The following is a 26,245-nucleotide window of genomic DNA, read 5'->3' as shown; positions in this document are numbered from 1 at the left end:
AGGCTATGCTTGGTTTTTTGAGGAGAGTACATTTTTAAGTCCAGTATAAGTCCGTATGAGGCCATAGTACAACCGCACCGGCAATAATTTAGCCATGGAATGTTGTATGGGTAGTGAACCATTGATGTCTTTGAACAATTTTCTTACCCAAATGCGTAGCTCAAAATTATCATCTTGGTCATGGTTGTGGTGCAACAACTTATAATTGTACAGGAGAATGTCCATTAAAAAGGTATTGGCCAGTCTCTGTAATTCTGGGTCTTGCTGTACTGAGCCAATATTTTCCCTTAAAAAGAATGCTGCCTCAATGGACTGTTTTAGGTTTTTTGGATTGTATGGCCCCCTGGTAATACTTTCCGAAGCTCGGTAGTAGTTATAGAAGTGGTTGCTCAGGTAAACAATCTTATCAACCCGTTTAAAGACATAGCTGGTAAAATACACATCCTCAGAAATTTTACCTTCTGGAAATTTCAATCCATCCAACAGGCTTTTTTCATAAAGCCTTTTACAAACAGAAAACTGTCTTCTACGCAAAATACGCTGTAAGGCCTGTAGTTTATTTTGATGTTCCAGGGTCCCCTCTTCGGGTTCTTTCTCACCATATTCGGTCCTGAAGATAAAATCGCATTCTACGAGGTTTACATCGTTTTGCAGCATGGCATCCATCATCTCCCCGTACATTTCTTCATCTATCCAGTCATCGCTGTCCACAAAGCCTATGTAATCCCCCGTTGCATTTTCCAAGCCTGTGTTTCGGGCACCACTCAAGCCTTTGTTCTTTTGATGGATAACTACAATTCGGTCGTCTTTTTTGGCAAACTCGTCACAGATGGCACCACAGTTGTCCGGTGAACCGTCATCAACCAAAATAATCTCTAGATTCTGATAAGATTGGTTCAAAATGCTGTTTATACAGCGTTCCAGATATGGTTCAACATTGTATATAGGTACAATGACAGTTATTTTTGGCAGGTGTGCATGTTTGCTTTTTTCTTCCATTGTATCCTTATTGTTTGTTAAACAATTTTTGTCTGTACAAATTGGCTGCAAAAAACAATTCGTATAGGGGTAAAGGCAGTACGTTGATCAAGAGAAGGTATATGTTCGTAAATTTAAATCTTGAATATTTTTTGATGAGCTTTCTCATTTTTTTCAGGTTTTTTCTATCTGGATCTAGGTGCTTTACCTCTAAAAGAGAGTGAAAATGAAAAAAAAGGGCGTTCATGAAGTTACTTCTGAGGGTTTCCTTTGCCTTTTCGGTACTGGCCATGGCCATAAAATTTTGATTGGCTTCATGGATGACCCAAAGTCCCTCCACTTTTTTTAGACTATATCCGCTGCGTTGGATACTCTCTCCCTGTTGCGGGTTAACATAATAACCCATGGGAACAAAACCTATTTTGTCTAGTTTCTGCCAAACCTCTGAATTAAAAATAATATCCTCATACAATTTGCCCTTTTTAAAAGGGATGTCCTTGATGAGGTCGTATTCATATAGTTTGTTGATGGCGCTGTTGAAACCGGCATATTTGGCACGTTCCAGTGCATCATCTATGGTCTGGATAAAAAAGGCGTTCGGGTCTTGCTCAAAAAAGAATTCCCCACTTAGGTTCATACTGCTTTCTACCATCCTGAGATTGTTTTCCAGCATTACTTTTAGCATGGACTCATACATTTCTTTTTCAATGTAATCATCACTGTCCACAAAGGCAACGTATTTACCTGTGGCCAATTTCATTCCATTGTTTCGGGCCATACTAAGCCCCATATTTTCTTGATGGAGAACCGTTATCCGATCATCCATTTTAGCATAGCGGTCACAAATTTCACCGCAACTATCGGGAGAACCATCATTTACTACAATGATTTCCAAGTTCTTATAGGTTTGGGCAATTATGCTGTCCAAACATCTTTCAAGATAATCTTCTACCTTATAAACAGGAACGATTACGGTAATTTTGGGACTTTGATCAACCATTTCGTTTAATTATTCTTTCGATTAAACTTTTAAAGCCTTTTCCAAAGAAATAGATCAATGGAACAAATACAAGAATGATGATTACATTCAACTTTACTGCATATAGGAACCATTCCCAATAATTTACTGGAGTATAGTCCAACACCATGTTTTTTAATTGATGGGTGATGTATGCCGAGGCCAAAAAGACCAGTATCAGCTTTAGGAAATGGGGCCAGAAATCTTTGCGTAGCGATTTTTTGAACCCAGAGGTATATAGATAATAGGGTTTCCAAAGAATCAAAATAGTAGTTACGCTGATGGTGGTTCCGAACACAATTCCCTTAATGCCCCAAAGACTTCCAAAAATGAGCGATATACCAAGGTTCAATACGATTTCTACCATGGGGGCCCAAGTGTCTTTATAGAGACCATAGGCATGGAGAAAACTGTCTATGGGCAACCTTGCTATCAGGACAAAATAATTTAGCGCCATGAAGATTATGATGTCGTTGTCCAACAAATATTTGTCTCCAACCCAAATGGATATAAAACTATGGATCAGAAAATAAATATTCAATGTGGTGAAACCCGCCAAGAAAAATCGGAGGGACATCATCTCCCAGAAAACCTTTTCAATCTGCTTTTGGTCGTCTTCCGCAATTAAGTTTCCAATTCCCGCATTGATTCCTGTGAACATTTTACCAACAATGTTCTGGATCATGGAAAAGATCAGGAAATAGTTCCCAAAATAGGCCACACTTTGGATGTTCACAAAATAGTAGATCAGGAGTTGGTCTGTACCGTAGGTAACAAAGGTTGATATTTGATGGACAAACACTTGCTTGACCTTTGTGATGATTTCCTTGAACTCCTTTAAAATATCCTTACTGGCTTTTTGGTTAAGATGTAGCCACGGATATTGCTTCTTGATTACTCTTCGTATAATAATACTGTATACAATGGAGAAGAAAAGTTCCAAACTTACCCATAAGTACAGGTTCTGGAAGTAATAGGCCACACAAGCCTGTATAATTTGGCGTATGATGTTCGAGGTCTGCAGATATGAGGTAACCAAGTATTCTTTTTGGTCGGCCTGAAGCAAACTTTGGTGGTAATTGACCAGATATCCCAATAGGGAAGAAAAAAGGAATGCATAAAAGCAATAGAGGATAAGCCAAAGGGAAAATGTGGTTTCCTCGAAAAAATGGCCAAAGAAAAATGAACAAACAATACCAACCCCCAACATGATTAAGGCCACCCTTTTGTAGAGATAACCCAAAAGGGAAACAATCTTGTTCAGTTTTTCCCTGTCATTGTCAAAAATAGGTTTATAAAGTGCAAAACCAATAGCGGTACCTATACCCAATTCCGCTAAGTTCAGAAACCGTAGAATACTCTGTAAAGTACCTACCAAGCCAACGAACTCATCACCAAGATAATCAAGGAATATTTTTCTGCTGAAAAAACCAACAAAAGTGTAGATAAGGTAAAATATGAGATTTACCTTGATATTCTTTAAAGCATGTTTTACCCTGGACATTCGGTAGTTCTATGGTTTAGTTGGTGGTCTATTGGCTAAATCCTCTCGGGGTAAGGATTTCTCCAAAATAGGGTGCATTTTTTTACTTATGCATTCATTCATATAATAAAACCAAACCCTGAAAAAAATATCCTTTTTAAATGTATGCGGAAATCGTTTTCAGGGTTTAAGGTTTATACGGGTTGATTTCACGTCTCCGATTTGTAACGTAGCATCAATCTACCCGACTCTTTTTTTGCCAATTTGATGATATTCAAAGCCTTGACTTAAAAGCATTTCGTCATTGTATTGGTTTCTTCCATCAAAAATGAGCGGCTCCTTCAATTGTTTTTTCAATTCTCCAAAATCAGGCGCTCTAAATTCTTTCCATTCGGTTAGCAATACCATGGCATCGCATCCGTGAAGAGCTTCATATTTGGAGTTGACATAGGTGATTCCCTCTACATCCTTCAGGTAAAATTCTTTGGCCTCTTCAATGGCTTTTGGATCATAGGCCTGTATTTTGGCTCCTCTTTTGGTCAACTCCTTAATGATGTAAATAGCTGGTGCCTCTCTCATATCATCCGTACCTGGTTTAAATGAGAGTCCCCAGATAGCAAATGTTTTTCCAGAAAGGTCTTCACCAAAGCGTTCAATGATTTTTTCGGCAATCACCAGTTTTTGCTTATTGTTCACATCTTCCACGGCCCCAATGAGTTTTGGGGAATATCCGTTTTGCTCAGCGGTTTTCTTAAGTGCTTTTACATCTTTTGGAAAACAAGAACCTCCATACCCACTTCCTGGATAAATGAAGCTATAGCCAATCCTACTATCAGAACCTATCCCTATCCTTACCTTGTTCACATCGGCACCTACCAATTCACAGATATTGGCAATTTCATTCATGAATGAGATTTTGGTGGCCAACATGGCATTGGCAACATATTTGGTCATTTCAGCAGAACGGACATCCATGGTAATTAGACGGTCTGTGCTACTTCTAAAAAACGGACTGTAAAGACTTCTCATTTTTTTGGAAGCCTCTTCATTGTCCGAACCAACCACAACGCGGTCGGGTTTCATAAAATCGTTTATGGCATCGCCTTCCTTAAGGAATTCGGGGTTGGACACCACATGAAATTCGATGTCCTTGTTTCTTTTGTCCAATTCTTTTTGGATGGTCTCCTTGACCTTATCAGCAGTTCCTACAGGTACAGTGGATTTATCAACAACGATAATGCTGTGCTCCATGTTTTGACCAATTTCCTTGGCAACTTGCAAAACGTACTGAAGGTCGGCCGAACCATCTTCACCCATTGGTGTGCCCACGGCTATGAAGGCCACATCGCAACCTTGTAGGTTACTGGAAAGGTCTGTGCTAAAGAAAAGAGTTTTGTTTTCAATATTACGTTTTACCATGGGTTCCAGACCAGGCTCATAAATGGGGATTATACCGCCATTTAGTTTTTCAATTTTAGCTTTATCTATGTCGATACAAGTTACTTTGTTGCCCATTTCGGCAAAGCAGGTTCCACTTACAAGTCCTACATAACCGGTACCAATTACAGTCAAGTTCATAATGATTTTTTATCGTTTAAAATTATTGCACTATTGTTGTGTTCAAGGCTATAAGAAAGTTGTGTCCATTGTTTTGGTCTAAAAAACACCAAGATTGCCCTTCTACTAATGTGGGTTATACTTGTGGACCACTTTGTAAACGCCGTGAATGTTGGATTATTATGAAAAAACATGGTTAATCACCTTGTTTGTTTTTAGATATGCTTTTATCGTTTTCGAATCCGTTTCTGAATAGGTGTCAAGTGTAGATTTTGTATAAAGTATCAGGTTCTTGAGAAATGCCACCATTTTTTTACCGTAGCGCCATACCCATATCCGTATCTGCCACCATATCCAAGTTCAGATTGCTTAACCCCATTTACAACAAATGTCAATCCGTTTAGTTTACCTTCTTTTTGAAGGTTTCGGGGAAACTCCAGTGAAGTTCTTTCTGTCATTCCAGATCGAGTTACGTACACTGTGAAATCGGCAAAGGTGCTTATCAATAAAGTATCTGAAACCACCATGAGAGGGGCAGTATCCACAATTACATAATCGTACTTTTCAGAAACTTCATCAAAAAGTTCCTTTAATCGCTCACTCATTAGCAATTCTGCCGGGTTTGGCGGAATTTTTCCGGAGTATACCACATCAATGGTATTGGAATAGGCCAACATGGGATTGATCATATCTGATAACGAAATGCTATGGTCATGTAGGAATTCCGAAAGACCAATTCCATCTTGGGATTTCCCTAAACTCAACTTATCAACATTTGCACCGCTGAAGAAAGAGTAAATTTTTGGGTTCCTAATATCAGCACCAATAAGAATGACCTTTTTATTGGTACTGGCCAAGACCATGGCCAAGTTAGACGAAACAAAGGTCTTACCTTCTCCGGGAACACCCGAAGTGACAAAGATGATGTTGTTTTTGGACTTGTTCTTTTTGGATTTGATGAGATAGTCCAAATTGGTCCTTAAAATACGAAGCGATTCGGCAAGTACAGACCTGTCTTGGTCGTTGATGATTTTCAACTCGTTCTTTTTCAATCTTGGAATCTCTCCCAGTACGGGAACCTCACGGATGAACTTCTCCAATGTTGATTTGTTATGGACTTTGGAATCCAGCAAATCCTTTGTGTACAAAATAGAGAATGGGATGGCCAAACCAAATAGGAGAGAGGCCAAAAGAATAATGTTTGATTTGGGCGCAACTGGATTGGAACTGGTTGCATAGGCCCAATCAATTACTTTAGACTTGGGTGCGGACGAAGCAAAAGATATTTGTGCTTCTTCACGCTTTTGAAGCAAGTATAAATATAACGATTCTGCTGTTTGCTGTTTACGGGTAATATCCCTTAACGCCCTTTCATTTTTTGGAGCAGAATAAATTCTGGAGTTTACCCTGGAGAGCTGTTTGCTCAAATCATTTACCTGTAGGTTTAGATTGTTTTCTACACTGTTTAAACTGGACTGCATGGTTCTTTTCAGTCCTCTTAACTGTTCGTCAAGGTTAACAATTACAGGGTTTTTTTCATTGGAACTTTTAAGAAGTCTGTTCCTCTCCGCGACCAGCTGGTTGTATTTGGCTGCTGCATTGGCAATGGAAGGGTCTGAAAGTCCAATATTGGATGGAATAATGTCAAAACTCTCTTGGGTTTCAATCAAATCCCGCATAGAAGAAGCAATATTCAATTGAATATTGGCGTCCCTCAATTCTTGTTCACCAGTGGCGCTTACATTTAAATTGATGTTGGATTGGGAAGCTATGTCGGCAATTCCTCTATCGGTACGGAAATCCTCTGCAGATTGATCTACTGATGAAAGATCTGAATAAATGTCCGCAATACGATCATCAATAAAAAGCGAAGTTTTGTCAGCTACAGCCTTTTTGTCCGCAATGGCATTGTTGTTATAGGTGTTGATGAGCGCATTAAGAATGTCTATGGCTTTATCTTGATTAGGGTCCGTAATGGTTATGCTGAGTACGTTGGAAAACTCATCCTTCATGGACACCTTGATCTTCTTCATATAATTTTGACCCACTTCGTGGATAGGCATAATATCTACCCTTAAATTCTCATTCTTGTACCTTTTAAAGTTATCATTGGGCGTAATAACCATATTGCCTATTGGGGTGGGCACTTGTTTTCCGTATACATACGATTTAAACGATTCATTCTCCTCACTTTTATGACCAAATTGGGTCTCGCTGCTCAAATCAAGGAAAAAACTGAATTTGGACTGCTCTACTATGGAGTCTGATGGAATAAAATTGATGTTTACCGGAGCATCATTATAAATTTCCGTATCGGCAATTTTTCCAAGTACGGTCATTCTAATGTTAAGCCCTAGTTGTTTGGCAACTTCAATAAAATTAGAACGGGATTTAAAAATGTCGATTTCGTCCTGAACCTTGGTTTTGTTGCCACCGGTAAATATTTCCAGTTCCCTGAAAACGCCCAATTCAGATGAGGCTGCATTCTCATCCAGAACCTGAATCTGTGCACTGGCAGAAAAAATCGGAGTTGCATACCTCAGGTAAAGGAAGGCAACTACCAAGCATATAAACACTGAAAGAGCAAACCATTTCCAATGTTTGGTATAACTGGAAACAATTTCTGACAATTCTGTTTTTTTATCTAATGGTGAAGAATACGTCTTGTCCATTTTTTATAAAAGATGAGGGGGTAAAATTAATTTCTTGTAAGAATAAGAACCGTAGATGTAATCAACAAGGATGCAATGGATACTGCAATACCGGCCCTATTGTCCAATGTAGACGATGTAACCGCGGATTGATTGGGTTCAATATAGACAATGTCGTTTTGTGTAAGATAGTACACAGGGGAGTTCAAGGCATCTTTCTTGGTTAAATCTATTCTGTTGTAGACTTTTGTACCGTTAAAATCCCTGATAACAAGAACATTGTTCCGCATACCTTTAATGGTAAGGTCATTGGCCAATCCCAAGGCCTCGAAAATAGTGATTTGCTCGCCTACTACGGGATAAGTGCCAGGTCTGTTGACTTCGCCCAATACAGTAACGGTAAAATTCTTTAACCGGACGTTTATGATGGGATCTTTCAAATAATCGCTGAGCCTATCTTTCAATAAGACCTTTACCTCTTCCGGCGAAAGCCCTTGAATTTTTACACTTCCTATAACGGGAAAGTCAATATTTCCTTCCTTATCAACGATATAATCTACTTGTTGTGGGGTAAAACCACCTTCCTCAGCACCTTTAAAAAGGTTAAAGGGCACACTTGCTTCCGGATCCAATGTTGAGACGTGGATACTTAAAACATCGTCTACCTTGAACTTGGATGAAAAAGTATTCTTGCTCACCAAAGTTTCAAAATCCTTTGCATCTTGAAAATAGACTACATCTTTTTTAGAAGCGCATGAAGCAAAAAGGGCACCAATGACTAATGTGATGCCTAAGCATTTGATTGAAGATTTAATTTTGTGCATGAAGTAAGGTTTTTAGTAAAAGTTCACGTAAGGTTTTTTTCTTTGACATCGGACAAGTGGGGGGTGTCCAATTTCTTTTCTTGATCTAGCTGGGTAAATTTAGAATTTTTAGAGACATATTCGGGTACGATCTCCTTCATTAATCTAACGGTATTCCCCGAAAAGAACATATTGGTAAGGCAAAGCTCCTCTATTTTGGTTCTTGCAGCATTATAATCGATACATTTGGTTTTGCTGATCAATATTTTCTTGTGGTAGGTCGGCATTGTGTTTTCGCCATTGGCCAACAACTCTTCATAAAGTTTTTCACCAGGGCGCAGACCTGTGATTTCTATGTCGATATCATGCGGATAGGATAATCCGGAGAGCTTTATCATATTCTTGGCCAAATCGAATATTTTTACACATTCTCCCATATCAAAAATAAAGATTTCACCTCCATTGCCCATGGACCCTGCTTCCAAAACCAGTTGCGAGGCTTCGGGTATGGTCATGAAATAACGGGTTATATCTTTATGGGTAACGGTAAGCGGACCACCTTTTTCAATCTGCTTTTTAAACAATGGAATTACAGACCCATTTGATCCCAGAACATTGCCAAATCTTGTTATGATGAACTTGGTTTTGTTCTCTTGTTGAAGACAGCTGATGTACATTTCAGCAATTCTCTTGGTGGCACCCATGACGTTGGTTGGGTTTACCGCTTTGTCCGTAGACACAAAAACAAACTTGCTCACATTGTTCTGAATGGCCAAGTCTGCAATTACCTTGGTTCCTGCAATGTTTATTTTAATGGCCTCGTAAGAATTGTATTCCATTAGCGGAACATGCTTGTAAGCGGCAGCATGGAAAACCATGGTTGGCTTATACTCTTGAAACAGCATGCTCATCCTATTTTTATCCCTGATATCGGCCACTAAGGCAATATAGTTGTAGTGACCATTTTGTTTCAACTCTTGTTGAAGATCGTATAAGGCCGATTCCGCTTGGTCAATAATGATCAATGACGTATAATCGTAGAGGCAAATTTGCCTAACAAGCTCGCTTCCAATGGATCCCGCGCCCCCGGTCACCAAGATGGTCTGGTTTTTAAGCGCTTCGCCAATTTTGTTGTTCTTGGTGTCAATGGGTGGCCTGTCCAACAAATCCTCAATCTGAACCTTTTTGATTTGGGAAGGCTTTAACTCACCATTGATCCAATCCTCCACGGGTGGAACAATTTTTACTTGAATGGGTAGATTTACCAATTCCTGTACTTCTTTCCGTAGCTCATTTGGTCCAATCTTTTGTATGGAAAAGATGACTTCGGAAATTTTGTTTTTATGGATAAAGCTTTCCGTCAGTTCTTCTTTACCGAAAATTTTGACACCATTGATTTGTTTCCCAACTTTTCTGCCATCATGGTCAATGTATCCTATGACACGGGCAGTGTTCAAAGGACTGTTGGTGATAACATTGTGGGCGATGATCCCAGATTCGCTGGCACCATAGATAAGAACGTTCTTTGTGATTTTGAGGTTGTTCCTGCTTTGATATTGGTGGTGCAAATACTTGAAAAGAAACCTCGATGCCGTTAATCCCATGAAAGAGATGAGACTGTGTATAATGATAATGGAGAGCGGAATGGTAAACCCTTCCACAAACTCGTACTGTTTGATCAATACCACAAAAAAGATGGTGAAAATACTCGCCAAGCAAGTTGCGTTGAACAAATTATACACATCCTTTACACCAGTATGCCTTATAACTCCCTTGTGAGACCCAATAATCAAAATTGCAGCACATGAAATCAACACAACCAAAGGAAGCTGATAGAAAAGTTGCTGTACATCAAAATCCAAGGTAAGATTAAACCTGATGATGTAGGATAAGACAAAGGAGAATGAGATTATTATGGAATCAATAACTAATACCAGCCACTTGGAAATATGCTTTTTAGTGGTTTCTGCAAGTAGTTTTGAAATCATTTGTTTGATTGGGTTTTTGGGTTAAGCCATGGTGAAGATACAAATGATCAATTCTCCTGATTAAGTTTGAAATGTAATTTCGTTAAAGCCGAGATATTATCGTTTAAGTGCAAAAAAAATCCTAAAGCCTTGGTTAAGAATAATGATAAATCTGTTTGCAAATGAATGGAGCTTTAAGCTTTTGTTTTCATGGGAATCCAACAAAACTCCAAGAGATATAAGATTCTTCTTTCAATAAATGTACTAGAGGTTGTAAAGTAGTAAGGAAAGGTTGAAAAGGATACCACTTGGTACCTAAACTGAATGCCCAATGAGTTTCATCCTGAGATTTTTGACGATGAAATGCGGTTTTTCTTTTGGGGTGGTTTTTAATCGAAGAATTGAACGCTTTTGACATATTAATAGAGAAGAGTTTTTTGTTAAAGTTAACTTTGGTTGTTCAAAAAAATGGAAATGAAAAAAATTACCCCTTCAATCTCACTTATCTTAATTTGCTTTTTCACCTTTTTTGCAACCAACCTCAAGGCTCAGTCTCCTGATCAAGTAGGTCAATGGAGCGACCCCATCGGATTTGGCATTGTACCAGTTGCGGTGGCCAACCTTCCCGACGGACGTTTGATAACGTGGTCGTCACAGTTTAGGGACACATGGACGGGTTCTGGTGATGGAGCAACTTTTACTGAAATTTTCGACCCATTTATGGGACCTGATGGACAGGCGCTTGGTGAATTTACCACCAATACAGATCATGATATGTTCTGTCCAGGAATCAATAACCTTTCTGATGGAAGAATTCTTTCCGCAGGAGGTACTACCAGTCAACGTACCAGTATATATGACCCGGTCACAGGAGATTGGGCAGTGGCTGATGAAATGAACATCCCCAGAGGATATCAGGGTAATGTAACCTTGACAGATGGCTCCGTTTTTACAGTTGGTGGGTCTTGGAGCGATGCGGATACACCTGCAACCAATGGCGGTAAAGATGCAGAACTTTGGACAGAAGCAACGGGCTGGGTGTCCTTGCCAGGAATTACAGGGGAGGATATTTATACCGCCAACGATTTGGCCTTGGAACTACAAGGCTTGTATAGAGTGGACAACCATGTGTGGCTTTGGCCAGCACCCAACGGATACCTTTTCCATGCAGGACCTAGTGAAATGATGCACTGGATCGATGTTTCTGGTACAGGTTCTATCGTCGACGCAGGCCTTAGGGCAGATGATACTTATTCCATGAAAGGCACCACCGTAATGTTCGATATCGGAAAAATATTAAAAGTGGGCGGTGCCGAATCGTATGGGGATAGTGATTTGGTGGGAGCGCCTCCTGCCAAGGACAACAGCTTTGTGATTGACTTGAACGGGGTGGCTTATGGGGGTACACCAACCGTAACCCAGACAGTCAACAATTTGGAATTTTCCAGAACCATGCACAACAGTACGGTTTTGCCTAATGGAGAGGTCTTGGTTACTGGAGGTTTGGACCACGCAGAAGTATTTACGGATGATGGGGCCAGACTTACGGCTGAAATCTATAATCCGACCACAAATAGCTGGCGATCCGTTGCCGGGATGCAAATGGCTAGAACTTATCACAGTGTTGGCATCTTGATGATAGATGGCCGAGTTTTTGTAGGTGGTGGTGGTTTGTGTGATTCATCTAACCTGGATGAATGTTACAATCACTTCGACGCTGAGATCTACAGCCCGCCCTATTTGTTCAATCCGGATGGGTCTTTGGCCGCACGGCCAACCATAAGTGCACCAGCCACTGCGGATTACAATACTTCTATAAATGTAACAGGAAGTACTGATATTCAAGAATTCAGCTTGATTAGATTTTCGGCTGCCACACATAGTACCAATAATGAACAAAGAAGAATACCGGTTACATTTTTTCCAGGAACTCCCGGAGATTATTCGGTTGATATTCCTGGAAGGGAATTGTTGCCTCCAGGCTACTACATGTTGTTTGCCATCGATTCCAATGGAGTTCCTTCTGTAGCTGAGGCCGTTCAGATAGGATCGGATATTCCTCTTAGCAACAACCCAAGTTTGGTTTTGGATGTTAAGTTTGATGAAGGTTCAGGCTCTACAGCAGCTGATGATTCACAATACGGAAACAACGGAACCATTTATGATGTAGATAATGATGCTGCCACCAAAGTACCTAGTACTGACAATTGGGGTACTGGTGTATTTGGAGGTGCTTTGCAAACCGATGGGGCCCAATTCCAAAGCAACACTATTTTTGAGGTGCCATATTCTTCATCTATGTCCACAGTAAGACAACAGATTACCATGATGGCTTGGGTAAATAGAGATGAAGTGGTAAACAATGCCGGGGTGTTCAGTCATGATTATCCAGCTATGTTCTTTGGATTCCACAACAGTTTGTATAAATGGGAATTTACCAATGGAGAAGGAGGGGAAGCTTCATGCTACTCAGGATATACACCTCCGGGCCAATGGGTACACATTGCCGCAACCTATGATGGGCATACAGCCAAACTTTATGCCAATGGAATCGAGATTTGCAGTGTTCCAATGACTTTGGATATCAACTTAAATTCCACGGACCCTAATTTCTCGTCATTTACATCATCTGGATTTTATGAAACAAATCCTGATCCTGATCCAGGCTACAATGATAGTGGTGTAACCGACGAGTTGGATGGTAGAATAGATGAATTAAAAGTATTTAACATCGCACTTTCACCTAGTGAAATAGATGTATACTATCAGTTAGGTGTACAGACAGGCAACCCTAATATTCCAGACTGTAGCGGAAATCCCATTGTGGCCGAGTACAAAGTGGGTGCAGCAGGCGTTTGGACAGAAGGGAATAACATCAATGCCACAGAAGGCAGTGAGGTATTCATTAGGGCAAAAGACTATGTAGGGGAATATTTTGTTACCACCATGGAAGTGGATGGCCCTACCTTTAGCTCTGTAGCCGACTTACCCGGATTTAACGCAGATGTAGCTTATCAAATAGATACCAACATTGCTCAACAGGGCGATGTACAAAAAAATGACGGTTTGGTAAGTGTTGGAAATGAAGGAAAATATGTACTTACAACTGCGGACGGCTGTTTAACCGTAATCAATTTAAATGTTGCCGGGTCTTGTGATCCGGGAGACACACCCATATATCCTGAATACCAATTAAATGGTGTTTGGAACGAAGGAGTCGCAGATGAAACCATCTCCGTTGAGCAAGGTACCACCGTGGTATTGAGTGCAGCTCCAAATGAGGTAGGTGAAATCACCATAACACTGCCTAATGGTACAGAGGTGGGAGACGATTATGATTTAGGACCAATTGACCCCATACAGGCAGGTACCTACATCTTCACATCACCTGAAGGGTGTACTACCACACTGGAGATAGAAGTAACTTCACCAGACTGCGGAACATTTGGTCTCGTAACTGAGTATAGTTTGGATGGTAATAACTATGTTGAAGGAGCTAGTGCCCTAGAAGTTGATGAAGGTCTTACCCTTATATTAGGAATTGAACCAACAGGATATCCATTTACAATTATGGGCCCTAATGGAAATAACAAGACCTTTGACCAAAATGACATGACCATTGCTAATCTTACTCCTGCGGATAGTGGAACCTATACGTTCACTACTGGTAATGGTTGCTTCGTAACCTTGGACCTTACCGTAAATGCAGTGGATTGTGCTACTTTAGGATTGGTCACCGAATATAGTTTGGACGGAGACAATTATGTTGAAGGAGCAAGTGAGCTTACTTTGGATGAAGGATTACCATTGATATTGGGTATTGAGCCAGGAGGGTACCCATTCACAATTACAGGACCCAACGGAAATGACAAACCTTTTAATGAAGCAGACCTCACCATTCCAAACCTTACAGTGGCAGATAGTGGCACCTATACCTTTACAACAGGTAATGGCTGCTTTGTAACTTTAGATCTTACGGTAAATGCAGTAGACTGCGGAACCTTTGGATTGGTCACTGAATATAGTTTGGATGGGGATACCTATGTAGAAGGGGCTAGTGAACTGGAAGTGGATGAAGGATTTTCTCTTATCTTGGGTATAGAACCCAGCGGATTTCCCTTTACCATTACAGGGCCTAATGGCAATGACAAACCTTATGATTTAAACGATCTTACCATTCCTAGCCTAACTACGGCAGATAGTGGAACATATACATTTACTACAGGTAACGGTTGTTTCGTCACTTTGGATTTGACCGTTAATGAAGTGGATTGTGTAGCATTGGGCTTGACCACCGAATATAGTTTGGACGGAAATAACTATGTGCAAGGCGCAACGGATATTACCATTGACGAGGGCAGCGTACTTTATTTAGGAGCGGAACCACAAGGAATTCCATATAGCATCACTGGGCCTAATGGGAATGATAAACCCTTAAACGCTGATGACCTTATTATTCCCAATGTAACTCCCGCAGATAGTGGTACATATACATTTACTACAGGAAGTGGTTGTTTTGTGACATTGGATGTGACTGTCAATGATGTTGATTGTGGCACACTTGGATTGGTTACAGAGTATAGCCTGGATGGGGAAAATTATATCGAGGGAGCAACAGATGTTACCGTTGATGAGGGCAATATTCTCTTTCTAAGTATCCTGCCTCCTAATCTACCGTTTTCCATCACTGGACCAAACGGCAACAATAAAGCTTTCGATTTTAATGATTTAACCATTTCCAACTTGGTTCCCGCAGACTCTGGAACATATACCTTTACTGCGGGCGGGGATTGTGAGGTTACAATCAACCTTACTGTGAACCCAGTGGACTGTGGTACTTTGGGTATGGTTACAGAATACAGTATAAATGACAACTCATTTTTTGAAGGAGCTACCGAGCTTACGGTGGATGAAGGAAACAAGTTGCAATTGAGTATTCAACCTCAAGGATTGCCTTATTCCATTATCGGCCCTAATGGCAATGATAAGCCCTTCGATTTTGATGATCTTATCATTACTACGTTAGTTCCTGCAGACAGTGGTCTGTACAGATTTGTAAGCGGTAGTGGGTGTGAGGTTACGCTGGATTTAACTGTAAATCCGGTTGATTGTGCCACCTATGGTGTGGTTACGGAATACAGTTTAAATGGTGGATCATTTGTAGAAGGTGCAAGTACCTTGGAGGCCATTGAAGGAGATAATCTTGTGTTGAGCATAGAACCGTTTGGCGCAGCTTTTTCAATCGATGGACCTAATGGGAACAACAAACCTATGGGAGTCAATGACTTGACTATTACAAGTTTAACCACAGCGGATAGTGGCACTTATACCTTTACAACAGGTAGCGGATGTGTAGTAATGTTGGATTTAACGGTCAACACTTTCTGTTCTACCATTGGTTTGGAAACTGAATACGTCCTTAATGGCGAGGCGGCAGTTACTGGATCTAGTTCAGTTTCTGTAGTCGAAGGAGATAACATTTCACTTGGAATTATTCCTGATGGACGTACATTCTCTGTGGCTGGCCCCAACGGAAATACAAAACCTTTGGATCTTACCGACCTTGTACTAGGCAGCGTTACTCTTGCTGATAGTGGAACATATACCTTTACTACCGCAGAGGGCTGCGAAGTTCAATTGGACTTGAATGTAGTTGAATTCTGTACCTCACTTGGATTACAGACTGAGTTTAGCCTGAACGGTGATACGGCTGTTGTAGGACAGGCCACAGTTGCCGTAGAGGAAGGAGATCAATTGTCCTTGGGTGTTTTCCCTGATGGACTTACCTTCTCCATATCTGGCCCCAATGGAAACAACAAAGCCCTAAGTACGGATGATTTGGTACTTACGGATATAGCGCAAGCCGATGTTGGCGTGTATACCTTCACTACAGATCAGGGCTGTGAAGTCCAGTTGGAAGTCACTGTAGGCGATCCATGTATTGCACTAGGCTTACAGACTGAGTATAGCCTGAACGGTGATACGGCTGTTGTAGGACAGGCCACAGTTGCCGTAGAGGAAGGTGATCAATTGTCCTTGGGTGTTTTCCCTGATGGACTTACCTTCTCCGTAGCAGGCCCCAATGGAAACAACAAAGCCCTAAGTACTGATGATTTGGTACTTACGGATATAGCGCAAGCCGATGCTGGCGTGTATACCTTCACTACAGATCAGGGCTGTGAAGTCCAGTTGGAAGTTACTGTAAGCAATCCTTGTACTGCACTAGGATTACAGACTGAGTATAGCCTGAACGGTGATACGGCTGTTGTAGGACAGGCCACTGTTGCCGTAGAGGAAGGTGACCAATTGTCCTTGGGTGTTTTCCCTGATGGACTTACCTTCTCCGTAGCAGGCCCCAATGGAAACAACAAAGCCCTGAGTACGGATGATTTGGTACTAACGGATATAGCGCAAGCCGATGCTGGCGTGTATACCTTCACTACAGATCAGGGCTGTGAAGTCCAGTTGGAAGTTACAGTTACAGCGGGGAACCAAAATCAGCCGCCGGTTGCAGTCATTGACGCCAACCCCGCAGATGGCACGGTACCGTTGGAAGTTATTTTGTTGGGTCGAACTCCCAAGACGATGTGGAGGTGGTATCCTACACTTGGAATTTTGACGACGGTAGCCAATCAGATGAAGCAAATCCTACTCATATATTTGAGGTTTCAGGAACCTATGAAGTAACATTGACTGTTGAAGATGCCGAAGGTTTGACGGATACAGCCACAATAACCATAGTGGTAGAACCATCCGCGGAAATGGTTTCCATTTTGGCTCCTAACCCTGCAACAGGAACCGCAAGGATATATGTGGATACTGCAGCTGATGAAATAACAGTCACGCAAATTCATTTGCATGACTCTAGTGGAAGATATATTACATCCTATGTTCCTTCCGAAGTAGAAGTTGACGGAGGATACGAGCTGCCCATATTTGCGGTTTCAAATGGCGTGTATACAGTGCAGTTGGTTCTAAACAGTGGGGACACAGTACCTTTAAGACTCATTGTTCGAAACTAATAACAGGAATAATTAAAAGAGTAAGCAGGCTGTCCATGTTCTGGACAGCCCTGCAATACCTTTGAAGCTCTTCAGATAAAACAATCAAGGAATAGTTTAGAGAATAAAAATCCAAATGGAGAAAAAAATTAAATTATGTTTGGTTGGGGGGGAAGACGCCCATAAAAGAATCGAGCTTTCAAATTATTTGCTTCAACATGGTTTTGAGATTACCATTTTGGGCACCAAGGATTATGACTACCCAGAACATATCCAGTTCATAAAATATAACCTGAACAGGAAATTGAACCTGTTCTCGGATATAGCATCCATTTTCCAATACAGAAAAATTTTCAAGGAGCATAAGTTTGATATTGTACAAACCTTTGATACCAAACCTGCTTTCTTGGTACCCTTGGCTTCGTTTGGACAACCCCACAAGGTGGTACGTACCATAACTGGTTTGGGAAAATTATTTGTTTCCAAAGGTCTATCAACACGTATTGCCCAATCCGTATATGTTTTCTTGCATACATTGGCCAGAAAAAGGGTGTTCTGTACTACCTTCCAGAATTTGGATGATCGCAACTTTTTTCTTGAAAAAGCGTTGGTAACAGAAAAGAACCATTCCATGATCTATGGTAGTGGCATAGATTTAAAAAGCATTAAAGAGAAGGCTGCCAGGAGCAGAAGCCCCTTTACCGCAATTTGCGTTTCAAGGTTGGTCTATGCCAAAGGAATCATCCAGTATTTGGAAGCCGCTAAAATGTGTGCTGACAAAGGATTTGGGTTTAAGTTTTTGTTGGTTGGCCCATTGGAAGAGAATTCAGAAAAGCTGAACGAGAAAATCCTAAACCAATATGCGCCATATTTAGAATGGCTGGGAAAACGAAGTGATGTTCCAGATCTGCTATTGGGATCTGATGTCTTTGTGCTGCCTACCTTCTATCGCGAAGGTTTTGCAAGGGTGTTGTTGGAAGCATCTGCATATGGATTACCCTTGGTGACCACAGATGTACCCGGAGTTACCGATATCGCAAGGCACATGAAAGAAGGGTTAATTGTAAAGCCAAAGGATTCTGAGGCGTTGGCGGAAGCCATAATTGCCTTATATGAAAATGAAACGTTAGCGGACGAACTTTCTAAGAATGCGCTGCTCAATGTTCAGAATTACAGCATGGAAGTTGTAAGTAAAGCCTATTCAGACCTATATCAAAAAGCATATGAAAATTGATTTTTCGCCTCCGTTTATTAACGACAAAGTAAAAGAGGAAGTCCTTAAATCCTTGGATTCAGGGTGGATAACCACAGGTCCGCAAGTACGCAAACTTGAAGAACAAATCAAGGAAGCAACAGATGCTCCCGAAGTAGTCTGTGTAAACTCATGGACTTCTGGTGCCATTTTGGTCTTAAAATGGTTAGGAGTAGGTGAAGGTGATGAAGTAATCATACCGGCATATACGTATGCGGCCACGGCCATGTCCGTGATTCATGCAGGGGCAAGACCAATTATGGTAGATGTTGGTGAAGATTTTAATATTGCCATTGAGAACATTGAAAAAGCAATTACGCCTAGAACTAAGGCCATAATCCCTGTTGATTTTGCGGGCTGGCCTTGTGATTATGATGGAATCAATGACTTGGTGACCAAAAAAAGGGAATTGTTTGTTCCACAAGGTGAAGTTCAGGAAAAACTGGGTCGTATTTTGGTGGTGGCCGATGCTGCACATTCCATAGGTGCGATGTATAAGGGTAAAAGCACGGGTGTTTTAACGGATATCACTATTTTTTCATTACATGCAGTAAAGAATGTCACCACAGCAGAAGGTGGGGCAATATGCTTAAATCTTCCAGAGCCATTCAATAATGATGAGTTATATCGTACCCTGAGATGTTATTCCTTAAATGGACAGACCAAGGATGCTTTGGCCAAATCCAAGGCAGGGAGCTGGAAATACGATATTATTTACCCAGGGCTTAAGATTAATCTTCCTGATGTTTTGGCTGCAATTGGTGTAGGTCAAATGGAGGTGTATTTGGATGACATATTGCCAAAACGAAAAGAGATTTTTGAGCAGTACAATTCCTTTTTTGAGGAAAAGGATTGGGCCATTGAACCACATTTTCGTACGGACGACCAACAATCGTCTTGCCATTTGTATCCGCTTAGAATCAAAGGAGCAACCGAAGAACAAAGAGATTTGATCATTCAAGGAGTTGGAGAAAGAGGGGTGGCCGTAAACGTACATTTTCAGCCATTGCCCAGATTATCGCTTTTTAAACAAATGGGATATCAAGAAGAAGCGTATCCGATGGCCATGCAGATGTACACAAATGAAATATCATTGCCCATATACCCACAATTGTCCCAAGAACATATTGCCTATATAGTAAAGGTGGTTTCCGAGACTGTGGAAAATGTCCTGAAATGAAAAGATTGTTCGACATAATACTGTCTTCTTTTGGGATACTTGTATTGTCGCCAATACTTGTCCTTATTTCCATATTGGTCAAGATTTCATCCAAAGGACCTGTTTTTTATAGGCAAGTGAGGGTTGGTAAAGGAAACAAGGATTTCAGGATTTTTAAGTTTAGGACCATGTATACTGGTTCGGACAAGAAAGGACTGCTCACAGTAGGAGGTAGAGACCCTAGGGTTACCAAAGTGGGGTATTATCTGAGAAAGTTTAAATTGGACGAACTTCCTCAACTCTTTAATGTTTTTACGGGTGAAATGAGTTTGGTAGGACCAAGACCGGAGGTGAGAAAATATGTTGAGCACTATTCCGAATCAGATATGGAAGTTCTTTCCGTTAGACCGGGAATAACCGACTATGCTTCTATTGCCTTCAGGAATGAAAATGATATTTTAAAAGAATCCGAAGACCCCGAAAAAAAATACATTGAGGAAATAATGCCTATCAAACTAGGCCTCAATAAAAAATATATTGCCGAGAAAGGCATGTTCAAAGACTTGTCCATTATACTCAAAACCATAACCGTTATCATAAAAAAACAATAGTTCATGAACATTTTAGTCACAGGAGCCGCCGGCTTTATTGGATTCCATGTATGTAAATCTTTGTTGGACAAAGGACATAAGGTCGTTGGGCTAGACAATATCAACGATTACTATCCGCGTAGTCTTAAGTTTTCAAGGCTGGAACAGTTGGGTATTGAAGAAGACAAGGCCAAAAATTTCAATACTATTGTAGAGAGCGGTACATACCCAGATTTTAGTTTCATTCGTTTGGGATTGGAGGATAGTGCTTCGATGGATAAACTATTCAATGAGCATAAATTTGAAATAGTTTGCAATTTAGCGGCCCAGGCAGGAGTAAGATATAGTTTGGAAAACCCTTCTGCATATATTGAAAGCAACATTGTGGGGTTCTTCAATATTTTGGACAACTGCAAGCGCCATGAAATAAAGCATTTGGTATATGCCAGTAGTTCCAGTGTATATGGGTTGAACAAAAAGGTTCCTTTTGAGACTACTGATAATGTGGACCACCCAATTAGCCTTTACGCCGCTTCCAAGAAAAGTAATGAGCTTATGGCACACACCTATAGCCATCTCTACGGTTTTAAGACTACTGGACTACGGTTTTTTACAGTGTATGGCCCATGGGGAAGACCAGATATGGCCATGTTTCTGTTCACCAATGCCATGCTAAAAGGCGATCCCATAAAAATATTCAATAATGGGGATTTGGAAAGGGATTTCACCTACATAGATGATATCGTGAATGGGGTTGTAAGGATCATAGAAAAACCTGTTGCGGATGATGAGCCAAAATATAAGATTTTCAATATCGGTAACAATGATTCAGTTAAGCTTACCGATTTTATTGAAACTTTGGAAAAGGAGTTGAACATAGAGGCCAAAAAAGAGTATTTGCCCATGCAACCAGGGGATGTTAAAAAAACCTGGGCCAATGTAGATGATTTGGTAAGCGAATACAATTATGAACCAAACACAAGTATTTCTGTTGGGATTAAACGATTTGTGGAATGGTTCAAGGCCTATTACAAAATCTAACATCAAGTGTCATGAAGTTCAAACTATTTAGACAAAACGCCATTGATCTTCTTAGGAGGAAATCTTCACAAAGATTTATCCCAGAGATCGATGCTTTACGGTTTTTTGCCATACTTCCTGTAATGTTTGCGCACTGTAGCCAAGCTTTTTTGGAATACAACACCAATTTTGATCGCGAGCTGATTGAAAGTGAAAGTTTACTTCGGTATGTTATGTATCAAGGAAATCTGGGAGTGGAACTGTTTTTTGGTATTAGTGGATTTATCCTTGCACTTCCTTTTCTTGGAAAAAAAATAAAGGAGTTGGACTTTAGGAGTTATTTTCTGCGTAGACTTATCAGAATTGAACCGCCCTATCTTATTGCGATCTCAGTGTTCTTTTTGGTACACCTTTTTATAATGGGACAACATGACTTTGCTTTTTTATGGGATCGTTATGTGGCCTCATTTTTTTATGTGCACAATCTAGCTTACCACTCCTATTCATACATTCTTCCTCCGGCATGGAGTTTAGAAATTGAGGTGCAGTTCTATCTATTGATGCCAATTTTCATTCTAGGTTTCTGTTTCATAAACAAAGCAGTTTGGCGTTATTTCCTCTATTTCTTAATGTTGATGCTTTCTTTACATTTGGATGTTACCCCGGATTTGGATTTAAATGACTACTTGAGGTATTTCCTTGCCGGGATAATAGCAGCGGATGTATATAAGAATGTTAAGTTTGAAAGATTTTGGGTATGGGATATCTTTTTTGTGGTAAATCTGTTCCTGTTTTTCTTTGTTTTTGGCGATTGGATGCTAAGAACACTTAGTTTATTCTTGATATTGATATCGTCCTTCAACCTCTCTATTTTGAAAAAGGTAATGACCAACAATTGGGTCACGGTCATAGGGGGAATGTTTTATTCATTGTATTTGCTTCACTTTCCGTTTTACCATTTGGTGATGAAGATCTTTTCGGATAGACTTACTTTTATTGATTCTTATGAATTTACCTTTATTTCCCAAGCTTTGATTTTTGTTCCACTTTCAATTGTTGTGATTACAGGGTACTATCTTTTGGTTGAAAAACCATTTATGGTCCTTAGCCAGAAGTATGGGAAGATTGGAAAAAAGACTACTAAAAAACTAAAGGAGGCTTAAGCCTCCTTTAGTTTTATTTTTGATGGAATAATAAAGTCTTTTTTTAGTTTCTATCTATCAACCATGTTCAAGAACTCTTCCAAATTGGTATAGCCATCTTGGTCGGCATCATCATTGGCCCCAGTATTCAAGGTTCCAAAATTGGCCATTTCCCAAATATCCGCCATACCATCCAAATCAGAATCGTAATCACTGCTTCTTTGGTTGGTTGGAATGTTAGGGTAAGCATAGCTTCCACCATCATACCAGACAAATCCACTACAACCTTTGCAGTTGGTGTAGGTGTCGTTTAGGAAATCACTGATATATTCTTTATCCAAATCATCTTGCCAAGTCCCATAAGAACCATCAGCTTTTAGGTATTTATTGGCTCCAACATCGCCTGTCACATCATTTACGGCTTCACTGGCAGAGGTTACGGTAACAGGAACCCCTTCTATGCTAAACGGACTGCTTTGAAAATAACTTTCCCAAGGGTTGGGAGGGCTTACAGCTTGTCCATTTATGGTTATCGTCCATCCATCTCGGTTATCTTGGTTGGCAAAATTCATACCTTCATAGTAATTACCCGAGGCATAAACTTTTACGTCGTGACCTGATTTTACACTTAACATGTTAAGTCCATTTCCTTTACTGGTATTGGAAGTGGCTCCAGGTCTATAGTAATTGTTGATTTGATTTACCCTTGCATTGCATTCGGCACTGATAAGTTTAAATTTCCAGTTGCCAATTAGGTTGTTTACATATTCGTGGGTACCACCAGCCGCATTCGAGGGCATTCTATTATATCCGTGAATGGATAGATTGTGGTGCGATGAAAAATAAGTCAAAGTTCTCCAAACATCTGGATTTTGCTCACCACCGGCCAAACCTCCATTCTGACTTTCGCCTGTTAGAACCCGTTGTACGGTAACATTGCCAGATTGTGAACCTCCAAAGTGCCAAAAATCTATGGTTTCATCTCCACCTCCTGAAACAGAAAGGTGATCATAGATCACATAACGGCAACCCATACAGGTAATGGCATCATTTCCTTCACCAGCACCTTGCGAATTGAAAGGTCTAACCCTTAGATATCGTATCACAACATTTTGGACACTGTAAAACTGTAACGGAGCCCCTTTGATGGTGATTCCTCCTTGCGGGGCAGTTTGTCCTGCGATGGTTAAATTACTGTGTTCAGAACCACTAAGCACAATACTGCTACGGAGTTCAATTTCACCGGAAACATTAAAAACAATAGTTCTAGGACCACTTTGTTGAATGGCCCATCTAAATGATCCCTCACCACTATCCGCAAGGGTTGTTACAACTAAAACCTTTCCACCACGGCCACCGGTAGCATAAGCACCGGCCCCTTCGGCGGAAGGGAATGCCAAAACACCATAAGAAACCTCATCATCCAATATGGGGTCAGTATCGGAATCTGGTGCATCTACGGCATTGTCATCTTTATTTTCTTCTTGTACGGCCTCCTCTATTTCTTCGTCAATGGCTTGAGTAAATAAATCCTCGTCCTTTTGGCATGATGAAAAAGTAATAAGCAGAAAGTAGGTTAAGAAAATGCTCATCAGTAATCTTTGAGGTTTTTTCATAAATAACTAGATTTGTGGGGCGTTCGAGACTTCATCACGGGGCGTAAATTTAATTCGTAAAAAAATTAAATCGATAAAAACACATGATTTTTCGATGAAATGCACAGCACACCACCTTTTTTAACTTTTTAACTGTCTTTTTGTTACTAAAAATTGTGAACAAAGCCTTGTACGAACCGATTACGAACTATGGATTTTCCTTTTAACTTTATTTAACAATTTTCATGTCTTTTTCGATGAACTACACTAAATTTTTGATTGAAATTGGCATGATACAATTAGCAATTCGGAGCAAACAACCACTGTCTTGAACCATATTTTCAATAAGAGATCAACCAAAAAATGAAGCAAAAACTAAAGATTGGTGTGTTGATAGACCAATACCAAATTTCCTCTTGGGAAAACAGCATACTACAAGAATTGGTGAACTCTCCTTATGCAGAGATAACCGTATTGGTAAAAAAAAAGGTAGGTAAAACAACCCAAGATACTTTCTCTGAAAAATTAAAGAAATACGGCCGGGTTTTTTTGTATGAACAATATATGAAACTTGAGCAAAGGTTGATAAGCCTTTCTCCGGATGCGTTTGAACCCAAAGACATTAGGGAAACCGTTTCTGTCCCTGAGTTGACAGTTGAGACCACCGAAACCGCTTTTAGTGATAGGGTTGTAGAGGAAGACATAGCCAAAATAAAAGACTACAAGTTGGATGTCCTCTTACGCTTTGGATTTAGAATTTTAAGGGGTAACATCCTAAAATGCTCCAAGTATGGTGTATGGTCTTACCATCATGGGGACAATAATGTAAATAGGGGCGGTCCTGCGGGAGTTTGGGAAGTTATTAAAGGTTGGGATGAAACAGGGGTAATATTGCAGATACTTACTGAAGATTTGGATGGAGGAGTGAAACTTTTTGAATCCTATTCATCCACTGATAAGTCTAGTATCCAAAGGAACAGGAACAACTATTATTGGAAAGCAAAATCCTTTATCCCAAGAAAGTTGAAAGAACTTTATGAAATGGGGGAAAAAGACTTTTTTAAAAGTGTTTCACCACTTAACAACAAGCCCAGCATTTATTATAATGAGCTTTTTATAACTCCAGGGAATTTCACCATGGTGAAATACATAACAAAAAGAATATGGCATACCATTAAAGAAAAGATAAGGGAACTTTTTGTTTTGGATCAGTGGATTTTACTCTATAAGTTTGAAAAGCAGGATAAAATATCACAGTCATTTTTTAGGTTCAAGAGGTTGGTTCCTCCTAGAGATCGTTTTTGGGCAGATCCTTTCATTGCGGTAAAGGACAATAAGTATTTTGTGTTTCTGGAAGAATACATCTACAAAAAGGGAAAAGGAGTAATATCTGTTATTGAGTTAAATGAAAAGGGAATGGTGGGAGACTGTAAATTGGTTTTGGAAACCGATTACCATCTTTCGTACCCTTTCCTGTTTGAAGATGGGGACAAAATATACATGATTCCCGAAAGTGCTGATAATAATACTGTTGAGCTTTATGAGTGCGAAGAATTCCCACTAAAATGGAAACTTAAAAAAGTACTTCTGGATAACATCAGTGCATATGATGCCACAATTTTTCAATATGATGGAAAATATTGGATGTTTGCCAATGTCAGAACCAATGAAGGAGCTTCTACATGGGATGAACTTTTCCTGTTCTATGCAGACGACCTGTTTAATGAATGGAAGGAGCATCCAATGAATCCTGTCGTTTCAGATGTCAAAAAAGCCAGGCCGGCAGGTAATGTTATTGAATACCATGGTAATCTGTACAGACCGGGTCAAAACTGCGCCAAAAGGTATGGCCACGGAATGACGTTGAGCAAGATTACCAAACTTACCGAAACGGAGTATGAAGAAATGGAAGAGCAATCCATTTATCCCAATTGGGAGAAAGACCTCTTGGCCACACACACGCTTAATTCCAAAAACAGACTTACGGTCATTGATGCAATGATCAAGAGAAATAGGTTTTAGTATGCTT

The 26,245-nt window shown here is 40.2% G+C and carries 16 protein-coding genes; 8 read left to right on the top strand and 8 right to left on the bottom strand.

The window, feature by feature from the left end; genetic code table 11:
- Window positions 1–3 precede the first annotated feature (3 nt).
- The 7 genes from ACP14V_RS09545 to ACP14V_RS09515 form a co-directional block, all read right to left on the bottom strand.
- The gene (locus ACP14V_RS09545) at window positions 4–999 is read right to left on the bottom strand and encodes a glycosyltransferase family 2 protein (RefSeq protein ID WP_272610317.1); all 996 of its coding nucleotides are present in this window, start codon (window positions 997–999) and stop codon (window positions 4–6) included.
- A gap of 7 nt (window positions 1,000–1,006) precedes the next feature.
- Complete coding sequence (locus ACP14V_RS09540) at window positions 1,007–1,978, bottom strand: glycosyltransferase family 2 protein (RefSeq protein WP_272610316.1); 972 nt, start codon at window positions 1,976–1,978, stop codon at window positions 1,007–1,009.
- A complete protein-coding gene (locus tag ACP14V_RS09535; protein ID WP_136567114.1) occupies window positions 1,971–3,500 on the bottom strand; it encodes a sugar transporter in 1,530 nt (509 codons plus the stop codon). Before ACP14V_RS09535 ends, ACP14V_RS09540 begins: the two co-directional genes overlap by 8 nt.
- A gap of 219 nt (window positions 3,501–3,719) precedes the next feature.
- Window positions 3,720–5,057 (bottom strand): UDP-glucose dehydrogenase family protein, encoded by a 1,338-nt coding sequence (locus tag ACP14V_RS09530; protein ID WP_136567115.1) that lies wholly within the window; start codon window positions 5,055–5,057, stop codon window positions 3,720–3,722.
- 263 nt (window positions 5,058–5,320) lie between these two features.
- Window positions 5,321–7,708, bottom strand: a complete 2,388-nt coding sequence (locus tag ACP14V_RS09525; RefSeq protein WP_272610315.1) for a GumC family protein — start codon at window positions 7,706–7,708, stop codon at window positions 5,321–5,323.
- A 26-nt stretch (window positions 7,709–7,734) separates the two neighbouring features.
- Complete coding sequence (locus ACP14V_RS09520) at window positions 7,735–8,511, bottom strand: polysaccharide biosynthesis/export family protein (protein ID WP_272610314.1); 777 nt, start codon at window positions 8,509–8,511, stop codon at window positions 7,735–7,737.
- 23 nt (window positions 8,512–8,534) lie between these two features.
- On the bottom strand, window positions 8,535–10,478 hold the full coding sequence (locus ACP14V_RS09515) for a polysaccharide biosynthesis protein (protein ID WP_272610313.1): 1,944 nt from the start codon (window positions 10,476–10,478) through the stop codon (window positions 8,535–8,537).
- Window positions 10,479–10,931: 453 nt separating this feature from the next.
- Here ACP14V_RS09515 and ACP14V_RS09510 point away from each other — a divergent pair, with 453 nt between their 5' ends.
- The 7 genes from ACP14V_RS09510 to ACP14V_RS09480 all read left to right on the top strand — a co-directional run bounded on the left by ACP14V_RS09510 (window position 10,932) and on the right by ACP14V_RS09480 (window position 22,642).
- Window positions 10,932–17,144: a LamG-like jellyroll fold domain-containing protein gene (locus tag ACP14V_RS09510; protein WP_424987234.1), complete on the top strand. Its 6,213-nt coding sequence runs from the start codon at window positions 10,932–10,934 to the stop codon at window positions 17,142–17,144.
- A complete protein-coding gene (locus ACP14V_RS09505; protein ID WP_424987232.1) occupies window positions 17,045–17,479 on the top strand; it encodes a PKD domain-containing protein in 435 nt (144 codons plus the stop codon). Before ACP14V_RS09510 ends, ACP14V_RS09505 begins: the two co-directional genes overlap by 100 nt.
- A 115-nt stretch (window positions 17,480–17,594) precedes the next feature.
- Window positions 17,595–18,692 carry a glycosyltransferase family 4 protein gene (locus tag ACP14V_RS09500; RefSeq protein WP_272610311.1) on the top strand — a complete coding sequence of 366 codons (1,098 nt, stop codon included), beginning with the start codon at window positions 17,595–17,597 and terminating at the stop codon, window positions 18,690–18,692.
- Complete coding sequence (locus ACP14V_RS09495) at window positions 18,682–19,890, top strand: DegT/DnrJ/EryC1/StrS family aminotransferase (protein WP_272610310.1); 1,209 nt, start codon at window positions 18,682–18,684, stop codon at window positions 19,888–19,890. The genes ACP14V_RS09500 and ACP14V_RS09495 overlap by 11 nt, the downstream gene beginning before the upstream one ends.
- Complete coding sequence (locus ACP14V_RS09490; RefSeq protein ID WP_272610309.1) at window positions 19,887–20,480, top strand: sugar transferase; 594 nt, start codon at window positions 19,887–19,889, stop codon at window positions 20,478–20,480. The genes ACP14V_RS09495 and ACP14V_RS09490 overlap by 4 nt, the downstream gene beginning before the upstream one ends.
- A gap of 3 nt (window positions 20,481–20,483) precedes the next feature.
- The gene (locus ACP14V_RS09485) at window positions 20,484–21,500 is read left to right on the top strand and encodes an NAD-dependent epimerase (protein WP_272610308.1); all 1,017 of its coding nucleotides are present in this window, start codon (window positions 20,484–20,486) and stop codon (window positions 21,498–21,500) included.
- Between the two features lie 11 nt (window positions 21,501–21,511).
- Complete coding sequence (locus tag ACP14V_RS09480) at window positions 21,512–22,642, top strand: acyltransferase family protein (RefSeq protein WP_424987229.1); 1,131 nt, start codon at window positions 21,512–21,514, stop codon at window positions 22,640–22,642.
- A gap of 50 nt (window positions 22,643–22,692) precedes the next feature.
- Here the strand turns inward: ACP14V_RS09480 and ACP14V_RS09475 are convergent, their stop codons facing one another.
- Complete coding sequence (locus ACP14V_RS09475) at window positions 22,693–24,237, bottom strand: pectate lyase family protein (protein WP_272610306.1); 1,545 nt, start codon at window positions 24,235–24,237, stop codon at window positions 22,693–22,695.
- 342 nt (window positions 24,238–24,579) lie between these two features.
- Between ACP14V_RS09475 and ACP14V_RS09470 the strand changes: the two genes are divergently transcribed.
- Window positions 24,580–26,238 (top strand): glucosamine inositolphosphorylceramide transferase family protein, encoded by a 1,659-nt coding sequence (locus ACP14V_RS09470; protein WP_272610305.1) that lies wholly within the window; start codon window positions 24,580–24,582, stop codon window positions 26,236–26,238.
- Window positions 26,239–26,245: the final 7 nt, after the last annotated feature.

The organism is Flagellimonas alvinocaridis (assembly GCF_965248585.1).
In the GTDB taxonomy this organism is placed as follows: domain Bacteria; phylum Bacteroidota; class Bacteroidia; order Flavobacteriales; family Flavobacteriaceae; genus Flagellimonas; species Flagellimonas alvinocaridis.
Note: the sequence above shows the minus strand (reverse complement) of the source record. Positions and strands in the feature narration are given on the sequence as shown.

What these genes read in the sequence shown, in the direction of transcription:
- ACP14V_RS09545 (WP_272610317.1), bottom strand. Translation starts at nt 999, where the DNA reads ATGGAAGAAAAAAGCAAACATGCACACCTGCCAAAAATAACTGTCATT.
- ACP14V_RS09540 (WP_272610316.1), bottom strand. Translation starts at nt 1,978, where the DNA reads ATGGTTGATCAAAGTCCCAAAATTACCGTAATCGTTCCTGTTTATAAG.
- ACP14V_RS09535 (WP_136567114.1), bottom strand. Translation starts at nt 3,500, where the DNA reads ATGTCCAGGGTAAAACATGCTTTAAAGAATATCAAGGTAAATCTCATA.
- ACP14V_RS09530 (WP_136567115.1), bottom strand. Translation starts at nt 5,057, where the DNA reads ATGAACTTGACTGTAATTGGTACCGGTTATGTAGGACTTGTAAGTGGA.
- ACP14V_RS09525 (WP_272610315.1), bottom strand. Translation starts at nt 7,708, where the DNA reads ATGGACAAGACGTATTCTTCACCATTAGATAAAAAAACAGAATTGTCA.
- ACP14V_RS09520 (WP_272610314.1), bottom strand. Translation starts at nt 8,511, where the DNA reads ATGCACAAAATTAAATCTTCAATCAAATGCTTAGGCATCACATTAGTC.
- ACP14V_RS09515 (WP_272610313.1), bottom strand. Translation starts at nt 10,478, where the DNA reads ATGATTTCAAAACTACTTGCAGAAACCACTAAAAAGCATATTTCCAAG.
- ACP14V_RS09510 (WP_424987234.1), top strand. Translation starts at nt 10,932, where the DNA reads ATGAAAAAAATTACCCCTTCAATCTCACTTATCTTAATTTGCTTTTTC.
- ACP14V_RS09500 (WP_272610311.1), top strand. Translation starts at nt 17,595, where the DNA reads ATGGAGAAAAAAATTAAATTATGTTTGGTTGGGGGGGAAGACGCCCAT.
- ACP14V_RS09495 (WP_272610310.1), top strand. Translation starts at nt 18,682, where the DNA reads ATGAAAATTGATTTTTCGCCTCCGTTTATTAACGACAAAGTAAAAGAG.
- ACP14V_RS09490 (WP_272610309.1), top strand. Translation starts at nt 19,887, where the DNA reads ATGAAAAGATTGTTCGACATAATACTGTCTTCTTTTGGGATACTTGTA.
- ACP14V_RS09485 (WP_272610308.1), top strand. Translation starts at nt 20,484, where the DNA reads ATGAACATTTTAGTCACAGGAGCCGCCGGCTTTATTGGATTCCATGTA.
- ACP14V_RS09480 (WP_424987229.1), top strand. Translation starts at nt 21,512, where the DNA reads ATGAAGTTCAAACTATTTAGACAAAACGCCATTGATCTTCTTAGGAGG.
- ACP14V_RS09475 (WP_272610306.1), bottom strand. Translation starts at nt 24,237, where the DNA reads ATGAAAAAACCTCAAAGATTACTGATGAGCATTTTCTTAACCTACTTT.
- ACP14V_RS09470 (WP_272610305.1), top strand. Translation starts at nt 24,580, where the DNA reads ATGAAGCAAAAACTAAAGATTGGTGTGTTGATAGACCAATACCAAATT.